14 protein-coding genes are annotated in these 15,280 nt (G+C 41.8%); 12 read left to right on the top strand and 2 right to left on the bottom strand.

What is annotated here, in order from left to right; genetic code table 11:
* Positions 1–552: 552 nt before the first annotated feature.
* The 5 genes from mhpT to ppk1 all read left to right on the top strand — a co-directional run bounded on the left by mhpT (position 553) and on the right by ppk1 (position 6,339).
* Positions 553–1,764 (top strand): 3-(3-hydroxy-phenyl)propionate transporter MhpT, encoded by a 1,212-nt coding sequence (gene mhpT, locus FTU29_RS07135; RefSeq protein WP_078193261.1) that lies wholly within the window; start codon positions 553–555, stop codon positions 1,762–1,764.
* A gap of 153 nt (positions 1,765–1,917) precedes the next feature.
* Positions 1,918–2,307, top strand: a complete 390-nt coding sequence (locus FTU29_RS07130) for a hypothetical protein (RefSeq protein WP_180121112.1) — start codon at positions 1,918–1,920, stop codon at positions 2,305–2,307.
* 70 nt (positions 2,308–2,377) lie between these two features.
* On the top strand, positions 2,378–3,028 hold the full coding sequence (pncA, locus tag FTU29_RS07125; protein ID WP_180121166.1) for a bifunctional nicotinamidase/pyrazinamidase: 651 nt from the start codon (positions 2,378–2,380) through the stop codon (positions 3,026–3,028).
* A 73-nt stretch (positions 3,029–3,101) separates the two neighbouring features.
* Positions 3,102–4,070 (top strand): bile acid:sodium symporter family protein, encoded by a 969-nt coding sequence (locus FTU29_RS07120; RefSeq protein ID WP_180121110.1) that lies wholly within the window; start codon positions 3,102–3,104, stop codon positions 4,068–4,070.
* A gap of 205 nt (positions 4,071–4,275) precedes the next feature.
* Positions 4,276–6,339: a polyphosphate kinase 1 gene (gene ppk1, locus FTU29_RS07115; protein ID WP_180121109.1), complete on the top strand. Its 2,064-nt coding sequence runs from the start codon at positions 4,276–4,278 to the stop codon at positions 6,337–6,339.
* A 49-nt stretch (positions 6,340–6,388) separates the two neighbouring features.
* On the opposite strand, the gene FTU29_RS07110 is transcribed toward ppk1, so the two are convergent.
* Positions 6,389–7,645, bottom strand: a complete 1,257-nt coding sequence (locus FTU29_RS07110; RefSeq protein WP_078190618.1) for a hypothetical protein — start codon at positions 7,643–7,645, stop codon at positions 6,389–6,391.
* Positions 7,646–7,722: 77 nt separating this feature from the next.
* On the opposite strand from FTU29_RS07110, the gene serB reads away from it, so the two are divergent.
* From serB to FTU29_RS07090, 4 genes are all read left to right on the top strand, one after another.
* Positions 7,723–8,943, top strand: a complete 1,221-nt coding sequence (gene serB, locus FTU29_RS07105; protein ID WP_180121107.1) for a phosphoserine phosphatase SerB — start codon at positions 7,723–7,725, stop codon at positions 8,941–8,943.
* Positions 8,944–9,356: 413 nt separating this feature from the next.
* On the top strand, positions 9,357–9,689 hold the full coding sequence (gene aciT, locus FTU29_RS07100) for an AciT family ciprofloxacin tolerance protein (RefSeq protein ID WP_078193317.1): 333 nt from the start codon (positions 9,357–9,359) through the stop codon (positions 9,687–9,689).
* A 156-nt stretch (positions 9,690–9,845) separates the two neighbouring features.
* Positions 9,846–10,325, top strand: a complete 480-nt coding sequence (locus tag FTU29_RS07095) for an SCP2 sterol-binding domain-containing protein (protein ID WP_078190615.1) — start codon at positions 9,846–9,848, stop codon at positions 10,323–10,325.
* 67 nt (positions 10,326–10,392) lie between these two features.
* A complete protein-coding gene (locus FTU29_RS07090) occupies positions 10,393–10,902 on the top strand; it encodes a hypothetical protein (RefSeq protein WP_111885110.1) in 510 nt (169 codons plus the stop codon).
* A gap of 61 nt (positions 10,903–10,963) precedes the next feature.
* Here the strand turns inward: FTU29_RS07090 and dtd are convergent, their stop codons facing one another.
* Entirely contained in the window at positions 10,964–11,404 is a 441-nt protein-coding gene (gene dtd / locus FTU29_RS07085) for a D-aminoacyl-tRNA deacylase (RefSeq protein WP_180036027.1), read from the bottom strand.
* 229 nt (positions 11,405–11,633) lie between these two features.
* Between dtd and FTU29_RS07080 the strand changes: the two genes are divergently transcribed.
* From FTU29_RS07080 to pncB, 3 genes are all read left to right on the top strand, one after another.
* Positions 11,634–13,151, top strand: a complete 1,518-nt coding sequence (locus tag FTU29_RS07080; RefSeq protein WP_180121105.1) for a catalase — start codon at positions 11,634–11,636, stop codon at positions 13,149–13,151.
* Positions 13,152–13,332: 181 nt separating this feature from the next.
* Complete coding sequence (locus tag FTU29_RS07075; RefSeq protein WP_180121103.1) at positions 13,333–13,833, top strand: ankyrin repeat domain-containing protein; 501 nt, start codon at positions 13,333–13,335, stop codon at positions 13,831–13,833.
* 146 nt (positions 13,834–13,979) lie between these two features.
* Positions 13,980–15,188, top strand: coding sequence for a nicotinate phosphoribosyltransferase (pncB, locus tag FTU29_RS07070; RefSeq protein WP_111885113.1), 1,209 nt, complete (start codon positions 13,980–13,982; stop codon positions 15,186–15,188).
* Positions 15,189–15,280 lie beyond the last annotated feature (92 nt).

Genomic DNA, 15,280 nt, shown 5'->3' with positions numbered 1-15,280 from the left:
AATTCTTTATACAAATCAAACTTAAAACAATCAAGTGTAAAATAGCGGTTTTTTTGCAGCCTGAAAATTGTTCAACAAGGGCTGAATCTTGAAAATGTGTTATTCAATCGAGAGGGTTGGCATGGTTGATGGGATTGATTAAATCATCAGCAAAAGGTTGATCTATGTGTATTCCGTGCTTTTTAATCAGAATTTAAGATTAAATAACAATGACTAAAGATTTAAAAACTATATCAATTCGCTCGGGTTTTATTACAAATGATTGTTAAAAACTTGGGTAATAATCTTTTTTATATCTAATAGAAATAGACATGTTTTTATGAGTGTTTAAAAAGATCGCTTGATTTGACTGTTCATTGCACGATTCATATTTTTTTATTTTAAATTTTTAATTGTTTTTACGACTTTGTGACTTAAAGCACAAAAACTATTACACCATGCACGTAATCCAATTTTGGACGAAAGGCTTCAACTTATTGGTAGTTATATCCTTTATAAGGCTCAGCGATGATGCGACTTAATTTGAACGCTGATGACAACAAGGATTCTCCAATGGAAAAGTCAGATAATAAGCATGCTATTGTCACGGTAGCAATCTGCTTCCTTATTGCCGTAATCGAAGGTCTGGATATTCAGGCTGCAGGTATTGCAGCAGCAGGGATTCGTGAATATTTCGGGCTGGATAGCTCGCAGCTAGGGGTGTTTTTTAGTGCCGGTATTTTAGGATTATTACCTGGTGCTTTGTTGGGTGGTCGGATTGCAGACCGAATGGGCCGTAAAAAAGTATTAATTTGGTCTACGGGGATGTTCGCCATCTTTACCTTATGTACGGTATGGGTAAATAGCTTCCATAGCTTACTCGCTGTACGTTTTCTTGCAGGTGCAGGTTTAGGTGCAGCAATGCCAATTTTAATTACCTTGGCATCTGAAGCGGTAACGCCACAAAATCGTGGTCGTGCAGTCGGTTTGATGTACTGTGGTATGCCTGTGGGTGCGGCAATCTTATCATTGGTCGCAATGACGGACTTCGGTGCAAACTGGAAAAATATTTTCTATTTAGGCGGTTTATTACCGATTGTTGTGATTCCATTGATGATTTGGTTCCTGCCCGAATCGCGTGAATTCTTGAAAGCCAAAGATCAAGCGGTTCAAGCGACCGCCAATGGCGAAGTGCAACAAGGTGCTTTCAAAAACCTCTTTAACACAGAAAACCGTTTACGTACTTTCTCAATTTGGGTGAGCTACTTCTTCACCTTGATGGTGGTGTACATCATGTTGAGCTGGTTACCGTCGTTGTTCACCGAACTCGGTTTCACTCGTAAAGATGGTGCAACTGCGCAGTTCTACTTCATGGTGAGTGCAACCATTGGTACGATCATTTTAGGTATGTTGACTGATCGTTGGAAGAAAGCTTATGTGATCATTTTGATGTACGGCGGTATTTTGGCAGGTCTATTTGCGCTGAATGGTGCAGGTTCATTGACTCAAATGTACATGGCGTCAGCTTTAGTCGGTGCATTCGTGATTGGTTGCCAAGGTGTATTGTATGCCTTCGGTGGTATCGTGTATCCGACACAGTTACGTGGTACGGGTGTTGGTGTAGCTTCAGCCGTTGGTCGTGTCGGTGCAATGTTAGGCCCTGCAATTGCGGGTCAGTTATTGGCAGCAGGTTTTGGTGCGGCAGGGGTGATTACCGCGGCAATTCCATGTATCGCAATCTCTGCAATATTTATGTTGTTATTGGTACGTCGTATTCCATCATAAGGAACATGCCATATCAAAAAAAGCCCGCATCATGCGGGCTTTTTTTATGGCGACAATAGAAGTCGCACTAATGCTCTAAACCAATTTAAATAAATGTATTTTATGTAAAAATACAGCAGAAAGAAAAAACAAAAAAATCAACGTAGAGGGGCTATGTCAGCAAGAAAACTGGTCGCAATTTTTAAAGTTGATCAACGTGAATTCAGTTTGTATCTATATCAATACGAATTTATCTTGGAACTCAAACCTGTATTTCAAAGAAATCGCCATCAGCCTAGACAAAATGCGTGGTTGGCCTTTGCCGATGAACCTACCCTAGAAGATGTTGCTGAAAATATTAATGCATTTGAGGTCATGCAACAGACACGCCGCCATTTATTAAAATATATCTTTCAACATCAACCGCGATATTTTTATTTTCATGCTTCGACTCGGCGAAAAGCCCGTATTTACCCACGATTTGCACAGCGGCTGGTTGAGCATTTGCCCAAGTATCGGTATTGTCAGGAAGGACAGTCATTTTATTTTTATGCACAGGACTGAATACTAAGGCTTTTAAAATATGAGCGAATCAGTAGAGTCGCCGACAATGCATGACAACGGATGGAGAGATATGCAAAAAAATACAGCGCTGATTGTGGTCGATGTACAAAATGGTTTTACCCCAGGTGGTCAGTTGGCTGTTGCCAATGCCGATCAAATTATTTCAGGGATTAATCAACTGGGGCAATACTTTACGAATATTGTGCTGACTCAAGATTGGCATCCAGCCGACCATATCTCTTTTGCTGAAAATCATCCTGAGCATGTACCTTATGACAGCATAGAGCTGAATTATGGAACGCAAGTATTGTGGCCGACGCATTGTGTACAAGGCACACAGGATGCCGAATTGCATCCTGATTTAAATTTACCAACGGCGCAGCTAATTATCCGTAAAGGTTTTCATCAGCATATCGACAGCTACTCTGCTTTTATGGAAGCAGATCAGAAAACTTCAACAGGTTTGGCGGGCTATTTGCGCGAACGTGGTATTGATACAGTCTTTGTGGTGGGCATTGCCACGGATTTCTGTGTTGCATGGACGGCAATGGATGCACGTAAGCTTGGTTTTGAAACTTTTGTGATTGCTGATTTGACCAAAGGGATCGATTTACAGGGTTCTTTACAGCATGCATGGCAAGACATGTTGGCGAATGGGGTGAAGCGTATTTACCTGAAAGATATTGTGCAGCAGCATGCACAGGCATTATCTTTGGCATGACCCAGTGGGCTCAGTTGAGAAAAGGCACAAGGGTGTGCCTTTTTTTGTCCCTGTATTTAAATGGAAGATGCCTATGTCGGCTTTCTTAAAATTCACTCAATTTGTGCAGAAAACATTTGCGATTTGGGTGGTGCTGTTTGCAGCGCTCGCCATGTTTTTTCCCGATGTATTTGTTTGGTTAAAAGCATATATCCCATGGATGCTAGGCATCATTATGTTGGGTATGGGCATGACCATGACACTGCAAGATTTTAAAAGTGTATTGCAAAGCCCTAAAGCTGTGATGATCGGGGTTTTGGCACAGTTTATTGTGATGCCGGGATTGGCTTTTTTCTTGTGTAAATTATTACAACTGCCGACAGAGATCGCGATCGGGGTCATTCTTGTCGGTTGCTGTCCAGGTGGAACGGCCTCTAATGTCATCACCTATATGGCAAAAGGTAATACCGCATTATCTGTTGCCTGTACCTCTGTTTCGACATTACTCGCACCGGTTTTAACCCCTGCGATTTTCTATTTGTTAGCAAGCCAATGGATCGAAATTAATGCGGCATCGATGTTGGTTTCAATTTTACAAGTGGTTTTATTTCCGATCATTGTGGGGTTAATGATTCGAACTGTCTTTAAGCACCGAGTGGATGCCTATATACAGGTCATGCCACTGGTTTCTGTTGTGGCAATTGTGGCGATTGTGGCGGCAATCATTGCGGGTAGCCGAACACAGATTTTGCAATCAGGTTTACTGATTCTGGGGGTAGTGGCCTTACATAATGGCTTGGGCTATCTATTGGGTTTTTGGGCCAGCCGACTATTTAAATTGCCCTATGCAGACTGTAAAGCAGTATCAATTGAAGTCGGGATGCAAAACTCAGGTTTGGGTGTGACATTGGCGGCGACCCATTTTGCTGCTTCACCTTTGACCGCTGTGCCGAGTGCGATTTTTAGTTTGTGGCACAATATCTCGGGTCCTGCACTGGCAACCTATTGGGCAGCACGGACGAGTGAGCCCAAAGCATCGGAACAAGACAAGCCAGCACAATAAACAAAAAAACAATGCAGTAAAAAAGAGGGCAATGTCCCTCTTTTTTATGTCGAAAATAAATTTTACGATTTGATGAACAGTGTTTTAGGGAATTGCATGCTTTTTTAATTGATTAATGCTATTTGTAACATAAGTGTCATCTCCGCTGCCTAACATGCCGGCAACCACTTTAGATATAGACTGTTTCAAGCAGCATTGAGAGGGTATGCAACATTTTCAGCATTCATCAGAGACCTATTATAATCGTGAATTGTCGCTTTTAGATTTTAATCGGCGGGTCTTGGCTCAGGCACTCGATTCAAGTTTACCTTTACTTGAACGCTTGAATTTTCTCATCATTTTTTCACGCAATTTAGATGAATTCTTTGAAATTCGCATTGCGGGGCTAATGAAACAACGAGATTTGAATGCAATTGCACGGACGCCAGATGCCATTCCGACTGAAGTGGTCTTAGATGAACTTTCCCAAGTGATTCATGACACGGTTGCACAGCAATACCAAACCCTCAATCATGCTGTATTGCCTGCACTACAAAGTGAAGGCATTCGTTTTATTCAATTTAAAGATATTTTAGAAAAACATCGGGCGTGGATTAGCCATTATTTTAGTAAAGAAGTTCAACCGGTCTTAACGCCGATTAGCTTAGATCCATCGCATCCGTTTCCACGCTTGGTCAATAAAAGCCTCAACTTTATTGTGAGTCTAGAAGGCAAAGATGCCTTTGGTCGTGCCATTGAAATGGCAATTGTGCCTGCGCCACGCTCATTGCCGCGTTTAATCAAAATGCCCGCCGAGGTTGAAGGCAGTGCAGAGACACAAATTTTCCTGACCGCCATTATTCAGCAACACATTAATGACCTATTTCCGGGGATGAAAGCGACGGGCTGTTATGCCTTTCGAGTGACACGCAACGCGGATTTGGTTCTGGCTGAAGATGTGGATGACTTGGCGGTGGCATTAAAAGATGAATTGTCTTCACGGCGTTTTGGTCGGGCAGTTCGCTTAGAAATTGAAGATGATTGTCCGCAAAGCATTATTGATTATTTGTTAGATGAATTTGATTTGAGTGAGCAGGAGCTCTATCGCATTGACGGCCCGATCAATTTATCGCGTCTCAGTACTAGTTTTAATCGATCTGAACTGAAATATCCGGTCTATACGCCGATTATTCCTAAAGTTTTTCGTAAACAAACTGCGATTTTTGATGTATTAAAAACACAAGATGTCTTGTTACATCATCCGTTTGACTCCTTTCAACCGGTTATTAACCTATTACGTGAAGCTGCAAAAGACCCTCAGGTTTTAGCCATTAAGCAGACGCTTTATCGCAGTGGGCCAGATTCGGACATCGTACAAGTTTTGGCGGAGGCGGCTCGCAACGGTAAGGAAGTAACCGCAGTTATAGAACTTCGGGCGCGGTTTGATGAAGAATCCAATATTACCGTGGCCAATTTATTGCAAGAAGCGGGCGCTGTAGTGGTGTATGGCATTGTGGGCTATAAAACCCATGCCAAGATGATTTTGATTGTACGCCGTGAAAATAATCAGCTGTTACGCTACGCCCATTTGGGAACAGGTAACTATCACGCAGGCAATGCACGGATGTATACCGATTATGGCCTGATGACGACGCATCCCGATATTTGCGAAGATGTGCATCGCATGTTTCAGGAACTGACAGGCATGGGCAAGATGGCGAAGCTGAAAGCGTTATTGCATGCACCATTTACCCTGCATACTGAATTACTGAAACTGATTGAACAGGAAATTGTTGCCGCACAAGCGGGAAAATACGCAAGAATTATTGTGAAGGTCAATGCACTCACGGAACCGCAACTGATCGCTGCTTTGTATCGTGCATCGCAAGCAGGGGTACGTGTAGATTTAATTATCCGTTCGATTTGTTGTTTGATTCCTCAGGTCAAAGGTATGTCTGAGAATATTCATGTGAGATCTATCGTTGGGCGCTTTTTAGAGCATACACGAGTGTATTATTTTGAGCATGCAGGCGAAAAACGATTGTACTGTGCCAGTGCCGATTGGATGGGACGTAACTTATTTTCACGGGTCGAAACCTGTTTTCCCATTTTAGAAAGCCGTTTGAAAAAACGCATTATGAAAGATGGTCTACTTAACTATTTGGACGATAATCAAAATGCATGGGAAATGCAGTCAAATGGGCAATGGGAGAAAGTCACGGTTGAAGCAGGTACCGAATCGCATAACGCGCAAAAATATTTGATTGCACAGAAAATTTCGACTGTTTAAGACAAAAAAATCCCGACTTAAGTCGGGATTTTTGGTTTCGCTAAAACCATTACGAGGCTTTTGACTGTTTGGATTTTAAAATTTCAGTTCTGAAGTTTTGAGCCAATTCAGCGGCATCACTGTCCATACCATTGAGCATAAACGCATGACGCGTCAACACATTGGTCGGATTTGGCAAGCTGACCAATTGGAAATGATCTGAAATCTCTTTGAGCAAAGTTGTCGGCACATGAATGGCACTTTCTTTGGCAACCAATTGTTGGACTAAACGCTCAGCCGCTTGTACAGAAGACAATTGCATGGCTTCGACAGAGCTTGAAATCGCGCTACGGGTTTGTAAAACGAAACGTTTTTCTTCACGGTAGCGTTTATATAAAACATCAGAAAGCAATTGGAATACTGAGCTGATCATGGTGAGGCAACGCAGCGCATCTGGAGTGTCAGCAGTCATGCTGATGGTTGCGCCATGTTCATCAAACTTATGCACTGTACTGATGTCAGAACTGTTCAATTTATAATGTTGAACACAGAGTTCTGTGGTTTTATTCAAGAAAATTTGGCAGAGATTAAAATACGGCACAGACACGGTTTTGTTGACGCTATCGAGCAGCTGTTTCGGATCATAAAATTGAATATTTAATGCCAAGCTGTTGCTGTCGAGAACCACTGGTTTCATGTCTTTATGCTGTTTTGCTTTGGCTTGCGCATTTTGCTGCGCTTGAGCAATCGCCACAGCGGCATTATGTTTTTCTTGTTCTAAAGCCTGCGCTAGCGTTTGAATTTCGTGTTTTAGACGTGATTCATTGTTGATTCGCGCTAAATATTCAGTACGACTTGGACGTGCAATTGCACGATACGCCAACCATAACAAGCCATGCAAGAATAATGAAAATAGAATCGCGGCCCATTGCGTACGTAAGATTTCACCAATACTTGGTTTAATTAAAGTGATTTCAACCGTTCCGACTTTCTTTTCGTTTTGCAGCGCATCACGAACAAAGATTTCACCGTCACGGGTTTTGGTCAAACCGCCTGTAGCCAAGACTTGATTATTGGCATTTAAGATGCGGATGGAAGCCACGCTCGGGTTGGTTGCATAGCGGTCAGCAAGTAAGGCTAATGATACGGTATTGGCCGGCTCAAGCTCAGATAGGCTGTCTGTAACCAATTGACTGGTCATCAGTTGTCCCTGACTGGCACGGTTTTCGTTCAGTTGGTGGGTTGTTGCCAATACCAATAAAAAGGTATGCAAAGCAAAACAAACTACTAATAGGCTAGCAAATAGCCCTTGTCTAGGCGCATTCAACGTAAACTTCCAAGGCAATTCTATTCAATTTAGATTATGATTCTTACATTAGTTGTAGCTCAGACCCGAGTCAATTCATGCGAGAAATCATTCTTATATCACTTTTAGGACCTGACCAACCTAATCAATTTACACGATTAATGCAGGTTTTGTCCGCACATTCCTTACAGATTTTAGATGTCGGACAAGCAGTCATCCACAATCAGCTGACTTTAGGTATTGTTGTTTCGTCGGAAGACCAGACTGCGACAGCATTAGCCATGAAGGAGATGTTGATTTTAGCACATGATATTGGCTTAACTGTGCGCTTTAAACCAATCTCTACAACAGAATATCAACAATGGGTAAATGAGGGAGGCCGCACACGCTATATCGTTACGGCTCTTGCGCCAGAATTACAGGCGTCTCATTTACAGGCAGTTACAAATATTGTGTCGAGCCAAGGCTTTAATATTGAAACTGTGACTCGTTTATCTGGCCGTCCAGAGTTAGATGGATCAAGCGAAGGTCCGCGCCGTGCCTGCGTTCAATTTGGTTTAAAAGGCCAGATGTTGGATGCCACTGCGATGCGTGCAGCATGTTTACGCCTATCTACCGAACTAGGGGTAGATGTTGCCGTGCAAGAAGACAATGCTTACCGTCGTAATCGTCGTTTGGTCTGCTTTGATATGGACTCGACGCTGATTGAGCAAGAAGTGATTGACGAATTGGCGATTGAAGCGGGTGTCGGCGCTCAAGTGGCTGAAATCACTGAACGTGCTATGCAAGGTGAACTCGATTTCCAACAAAGTTTCCGTGCACGTGTGGCACTGCTCAAAGGTATGGATGCTTCGGTATTGCCTAAGATTGCAGAACGTCTGACCATTACAGAAGGTGCGGAACGTCTGATTTCAACGCTGAAATCCCTGGGATATCGCACAGCTATTTTGTCAGGTGGTTTTCAGTATTTTGCTGAATACTTACAAGCAAAACTGGGTATCGATGAAGTCCATGCCAATGTACTGGACGTCCAAGATGGCGCGGTAACCGGTGAAGTGAAAGGCCATATTGTGGATGGTGCCCGCAAAGCCTACTTGTTGACTCAAATCGCTGAAGAAATGGGGATTTCATTAGAACAAGCTATTGCAGTCGGTGATGGTGCGAATGACTTACCTATGTTGTCTTTAGCCGGCTTAGGCGTTGCCTTCCGTGCGAAACCTTTGGTGCGTCAAAATGCTAATCAAGCCATTTCAAGCGTGGGTCTAGATGGTGTTCTTTACCTGCTTGGGGTGCATGATAAAGATTTAAATCGTGCTTAAAAGCATTTAATTCATACTAAAAAACGTAGCCAAAAGGCTGCGTTTTTTATGCCAAGAATTCAGCTCATCCGATGAGCGGTAGAAGAAAATTGTCGATAAAAACAACGATTAACAGCATTCGAAAAATTAATTTTTTTAGCCTAAAACCAGCTGTTTTTTTTGTAATGACACTCGAAACGAGATGCCATCATTGTTCCAGAAATTCTTTAAAAAGAAAAAATGTAATGACAAAATAATGTTGCGACAAGGTGTGTCGCATTAACAAAAAACGAGACTTTTTTTATGCAAAAAACTCAGCATAATGCTTGCAAGAGATTGAGATCGACCAAATCTATTTACTGAAGATACAGTAGTGAGACGGCTCAGCATCCTGTAAGACAAGAGATGTCAGCTGTCAAATGACGGAGGTTTTTATGTTAACAGCGAATTTAGCAACAATCGTTGGCCTGAGCTTGGTATCGGCGGCTGTGATTGCTGTTTTCTTCTCGCCTTATCGTCGCTGGTTAAGTTTTATGCTGGCGGGGATGCTGGTGTGGGGACTCATTGAAGTAATTCGATTTGGTACACAAACCATGTTTGAATTATCAGTGACTTATAGTTATTTAACGGCATTAATGACCGCAATGGTAGTATTCACTTTAGTATTATTACGTGAAGACCGCCGTGCAGAGCGTGCGATGGCAAAGCGCCAATGTATAGAGCACACGCCTGTATATGATGAAGAACAGCAATGTTCGAGCCGATAAGTGCCAGAACAAAATTTCAATGAAAATGCGCCTAAGGGCGCATTTTTTTATGAACGCATTAGTCCGATTTGAGATACAAAGCCTTACTTCTCAAAAGCCAAGTTATGGTAGGATGAAGCCAGTCAATTTTCCAACAATTACAATAGGCTTTAAGTCATGAAACTATCATCAATTCCTGTCGTAAAACTACCTTTAGTTGATGTCAGTACGGATCCACTTGATTTACTCGTGGCAGGTTTAGCGCTTCGTATGAAACAGCTTGCACGTACTAGCCCTAAATTCATTGAATTGGTTCATGAACGTCAATTCCGTATTCAAATCGGCACGGATTTAGGTGTTGCACGTCAAATTATTGTAAATAATGGGCAGATTGATACTGTTTCAGGCGATGCTGAAAAAGCAGACTTTATTTTGCAATTTGCGGACAGCGAACAGGGCGTGAAAACCCTAATGAAAGGTGACCCAACAGCATTTATGACGGGTATGCAAAATGGCAGTATTAAAATGGAAGGTGATTTTGGTCTACTGGTTTGGTTTAACCAAGTGGCGAAGTTAATTCCACCTAAACTTCCAAAACCGGTTAAAGAAAAAATCAAAATCGCACGTGCGTTTATTAAAGAGAAAACCGGTAAATAAATTTAATTTTCATTGAAATTTAACGCTTTTTTGGTAACAATACCTCCGCTTTTTAGGGGGTATTTTTATGAAAAAATTAATTACATCGGGTTTAATTGCCGCATCATTAACAATGACAGGTTGTGCAAGCATTATTTCGGGGTCAACTCAAACTTTAACCTTTAAGTCAGTGCCAGATGAAGCATCGATTTCGATTACAAATAAAGCTGGAGAAAAAGTACATACTGGCATCACACCTGCAACTGTAACTTTAAAACGCGGTACAGGATATTTTAAACCAGCAGCTTATGAAGTAACGTTCAAAAAAGATGGTTTTCAAACAAAAACTGTGCAGGTAACAGGGACAGTAAATGGTTGGTATGTAGCCAATATTATTTTTGGTGGATTAATTGGTTTATTAATTGTTGATCCAGCTACTGGTGCAATGTATACATTGAATCCCGCTGATGTAAATGCTGTTCTAGACGCAAATCAAACAACAACGTCAAAGAAAAATGATCAGTCATTAACAGTCATGCTTGTGAAAGATATCCCTGTGGAAGTAATGCAACGTGCAAAACTGATTACAACCATTTAAGACCGTATTATTCTAGCTTGTGAAAAGCCCTCAAAAGAGGGCTTTTTTAATGCTTCAGTGGTTATTCAACTTCTAAATTAAAGGTCACTGGACCGTCATTGACCAAATGCACTTTCATGTCGGCAGCAAAGATACCTGTTTGTACATGGTCATATTGGCGCTTGGTGTAATCGACCAACTGTTCATACAGTGCTTTGGCATCGCTTGGCGGCATGGCAGGGCCAAAATCAGGGCGCAGGCCTTTTTGCGTTTGTGCCATCAGAGTAAATTGAGACACCAAGAGGATACCGCCGCCAGCTTGACTGACATTCCAGCCCATCTTGCCTTGTTCATCATCAAAAAAACGGTATTTCAAGATCTTATCGATCAGTTTTTTGCCCTTTTCTAAATCGTCAGCTTTACCAAGTCCTAAAAACACTAAAATACCGTGATTGATTTCACCCGTGATCTCACCATCGACCACCACTTTGGCTTCCAAAACACGTTGTAACAAGGCCCGCATAAATTCTTCCGAGTAGAAAATTGAACATAGGGCAGGGATTGTAGCAAAGACAGCATTCTTTCGAAGCGATGTTTAGAAAATTTTGGGCTCAAACATTTGAAAATGAAATGTATATTTTTTATAAATCTAATAATACGATTGAATTTATAAAAATAATCTGTTTTATCTATTTATTAAGTATCAGTATCTTTGCGGGGCAGGAAAGGTATTTAACAGAGAGATTAAGACGATGTTTAAGCGTTCTTTATTGGTTGCGATGTTAGCAACAGCAACAGTGGCGACTCAAGCAGCGCCATTAACAAAAGACAATGGTGCACCAGTAGGCGATAACCAAAACTCGATTACTGCGGGTCCAAATGGTTCAGTTCTACTTCAAGACGTACAATTGGTTCAAAAATTACAACGTTTTGGTCGTGAGCGTATTCCTGAGCGTGTGGTACATGCCCGTGGTACAGGTGCGTATGGTGAATTCGTTGCAACTAAAGATTTATCTGATCTCACCATTGCTTCATTGTTCAAAGCAGGTACTAAGACTCCAGTTTTCTTACGTTTCTCGACTGTAATTCACGGTAAACATTCTCCAGAAACTCTACGTGACCCGCACGGTTTCGCGATCAAGTTCTATACGCAAGAAGGCAACTGGGATTTAGTGGGTAACCAAACTCCAGTCTTCTTCATTCGTGATGCAATTAAATTCCCTGACTTCATTCACGCAATGAAGCCAAGCCCAATTGACAACGTTCAAGACGCGAACCGCGTATTTGACTTCTTGTCTAGCCAACCATGGGCAACCAACATGTTGACTTATGTGTATGGTAACCAAGGTGTTCCAACTAGCTACCGTGAGCAAGATGGTTTCGGTGTACACGCATTCAAACTGTACAACGACAAAGGCGAATATAAATACGTGAAGTTCAACTTCCGCTCTAAACAAGGCGTGAAAGGTCTGAACGTTAAAGAAGCGATGGAGCTGCAAGGTAAAGACTTCAACCACTTAACCAACGATCTTTACAAAAACATCAACGCGGGCAACTTCCCGAAATGGGATCTTTACATCCAAGTGTTAGATCCTAAAGATTTAAACAGCTTTGATTTTGATCCGCTAGATCCAACTAAAATCTGGCCAACGAACTTAGTTCCAGAAACTAAAGTGGGTACATTGACGCTGAACCGTATGCCGAAAAACTTCTTCCAGGAAACGGAACAAGTGGCATTGGCTCCAGGTAACTTAGTCCCAGGTATCGAGCCATCAGAAGACCGTCTGCTACAAGGCCGTATCTTTTCTTACTCAGATACACAAATGTACCGTTTAGGTGCGAACCACCAACAAATTCCAGTCAACCGTCCATTAGTTGCTGTAAACAACAACAATCAAGATGGTTACATGAATGTTGGTGGCACTTCATCAAATGTGAACTACGAGCCAAGCCGTATTGAGCCAAAACCAGCGACTGCGAAAGCGCGTGCGGTTGAAACGCCGCTTTCTGGCACAGTTCAGCAAAAAGGCGTGAAAGAGCAAAACTTCAAGCAGGCGGGTGAACTTTATCGTTCATACTCTGCGAAAGAGAAAGAAAACTTAATCATGAACTTGGCGGCTGACCTTGGCAACGTGAAAGATTCGGAAACGAAACACATCATGTTGTCTTACTTCTATAAAGCAGATGCAGACTACGGTACACGTATGACTAAAGCAGTAAACGGTAACCTTGCAACTGTAAAAGCTAAAGCAGCACAACTGAAAGACTAATTTCGATCAGTCTGAAGGATTGGTAACTAGGGTCTAGAACGTTACCTCAAAAAAGTCCTATGAAGCTCCATACCTTTCCTGCACCCTAGGGGGAGTTTCATAGGCACTCCTTAAATATTCATTTTTATGAAATGAATTATTTCTAATTCAATTCTACATTCGATTTCTGTTGGAGTTCATCATGAAAGTTATGCAACATTTGACTTTAGCCAGTCTTCTAGCGTTTGGTTCCGCATTCGCAAACGTGGCAATCGCGGAAGATATCTCCCCCGCTAAAGCAACTGCAAGCGATCAGATGACCTCACAACAGGAATTGATCGCAATTTTCTTTGCTGCAGCCAAAACTGGCAATGAAGAAGTCATCAATGAATTTCTTAAGCACGGTTTTCCGGTCGATGTGCGCAATGCTTCGGGTTTTACACCACTGATGATGGCGACCTATTATGGTCATCAAAATATTGTGAATCGTTTGCTAGAACAAGGTGCAGACCGCTGCGCACGTGACAATAAAGGCAACACCGCATTGATGGGTGCCATGTTTAAATTAGAATGGGCGATTGCAAAGCAATTACGCCAAGTGGATTGCGATGCAAATGCCAAAAAAATGGGGCAAAAGACTGCAGAACAGTTTGCGCGTGAATTTGGTCAAGAAGAAAAATATCGACAGTTACTCAAAAAATAATGAGCTTGATCGCGCTCAGCTTCAGCAAAAAAATTGAAAAAAGTCGATGAATCGCGGTGATTTATAAGTTATTCCACTAAATCAATCGGCTTTTTATCAATAAAGTATGCTTTAATGCAAAGAGTTGATAAAAACTGAAAGTCTTTATGTCTCCAATCATCCAATCCTTATTAGACACAGATCTGTATAAATTCACCATGCTTCAGGTGGTGTTACACAAATTTCCGCAAACCCATAGTGTGTATCACTTTCGCTGCCGTAACTTGGACGATACAGCCTATCCACTGGTTGAAATTTTGGATGATTTAAACATGCAGCTCGACATGCTTTGTCAGTTGAAGTTTAAAGAAGATGAATTGCAGTATTTACGCAGTTTACGTTTTATTAAAAGCGATTTTGTTGATTATCTTGAATTATTTCAGCTTAAACGCCGTTTTATTAAAGCGGGTATTGATGATGAAGGTCGACTCGACATTTGGGTAGAAGGCCCAATGGTTCAAGCGATGATGTTTGAAATCTTTGTTTTAGCCATCGTCAATGAATTATATTTCCAACGTATTCGTACACCCGAAGTTTTAGCCGAAGGTGAGCGCCGTTTGCAACATAAGATTGCCTTGCTGAAGCAGTATGAAGCACGGCAAAATCCAAATGATCCACCATTCTTGGTCTCTGATTTTGGCACGCGTCGTCGTTATAGTTATGCATGGCAAAAGCATGTAATTGAAGAATTAAATCAGGCTTCACCGTATATTTTCCGCGGTACAAGTAATGTTCTGATTGCCAAAGACTTGAACATTACTCCAATTGGTACGATGGCGCATGAGTTCCTACAAGCATTCCAAGCGCTTGATGTTCGTCTACGTAACTTCCAGAAGTCTGCGCTAGAAACATGGGTGCAGGAATACCGTGGTGACTTAGGAATAGCCTTAACGGACGTTGTCGGTATGGATGCGTTCCTACGTGACTTCGATTTGTACTTTGCCAAACTATTCGACGGTTTACGTCATGACAGTGGCGACCCGTATGAATGGGGCGATAAAGCCTATGCACATTACAAAAAGCTTAAAGTCGATAGCAAAAGTAAAATGCTGACCTTTAGTGATGGTCTAAATATCGAAAAAGCGTGGGATTTGCATAATTACTTCAAAGACCGTTTCCAAGTGAGTTTTGGTATTGGCACCAACTTGACCAATGATATGGGGCAAACTGCGCTGAATATCGTACTGAAACTGGTTGAATGTAATGGTCAATCTGTGGCAAAAATTTCAGATAGTCCGGGTAAAACCATGACGGATAATGATACTTTCTTAGCGTATCTGCGTCAGGTGTTTGACATCTCTGAAGTTAGCGCTTAAACACAGCATTAGATAAAACTAAAAAAGCCGAATCAATGATTCGGCTTTTTTATATCTAAAATATTGCTAAAGGAATGCAAAAATTCAGAATA

This window comes from Acinetobacter sp. YH12086, assembly GCF_013419345.1.
GTDB lineage: Bacteria > Pseudomonadota > Gammaproteobacteria > Pseudomonadales > Moraxellaceae > Acinetobacter > Acinetobacter amyesii.
This window is presented reverse-complemented; position numbering and strand designations above follow the sequence as displayed.

Bases quoted from the DNA above. Each gene is read 5' to 3' on its own strand.
- pncA (WP_180121166.1), top strand. From the start codon at position 2,378: ATGCAAAAAAATACAGCGCTGATTGTGGTCGATGTACAAAATGGTTTT.
- FTU29_RS07090 (WP_111885110.1), top strand. From the start codon at position 10,393: ATGAAAAAATTAATTACATCGGGTTTAATTGCCGCATCATTAACAATG.
- mhpT (WP_078193261.1), top strand. From the start codon at position 553: ATGGAAAAGTCAGATAATAAGCATGCTATTGTCACGGTAGCAATCTGC.
- FTU29_RS07095 (WP_078190615.1), top strand. From the start codon at position 9,846: ATGAAACTATCATCAATTCCTGTCGTAAAACTACCTTTAGTTGATGTC.
- serB (WP_180121107.1), top strand. From the start codon at position 7,723: ATGCGAGAAATCATTCTTATATCACTTTTAGGACCTGACCAACCTAAT.
- FTU29_RS07120 (WP_180121110.1), top strand. From the start codon at position 3,102: ATGTCGGCTTTCTTAAAATTCACTCAATTTGTGCAGAAAACATTTGCG.
- ppk1 (WP_180121109.1), top strand. From the start codon at position 4,276: ATGCAACATTTTCAGCATTCATCAGAGACCTATTATAATCGTGAATTG.
- FTU29_RS07080 (WP_180121105.1), top strand. From the start codon at position 11,634: ATGTTTAAGCGTTCTTTATTGGTTGCGATGTTAGCAACAGCAACAGTG.
- FTU29_RS07075 (WP_180121103.1), top strand. From the start codon at position 13,333: ATGAAAGTTATGCAACATTTGACTTTAGCCAGTCTTCTAGCGTTTGGT.
- dtd (WP_180036027.1), bottom strand. From the start codon at position 11,404: ATGCGGGCCTTGTTACAACGTGTTTTGGAAGCCAAAGTGGTGGTCGAT.
- aciT (WP_078193317.1), top strand. From the start codon at position 9,357: ATGTTAACAGCGAATTTAGCAACAATCGTTGGCCTGAGCTTGGTATCG.
- FTU29_RS07130 (WP_180121112.1), top strand. From the start codon at position 1,918: ATGTCAGCAAGAAAACTGGTCGCAATTTTTAAAGTTGATCAACGTGAA.
- pncB (WP_111885113.1), top strand. From the start codon at position 13,980: ATGTCTCCAATCATCCAATCCTTATTAGACACAGATCTGTATAAATTC.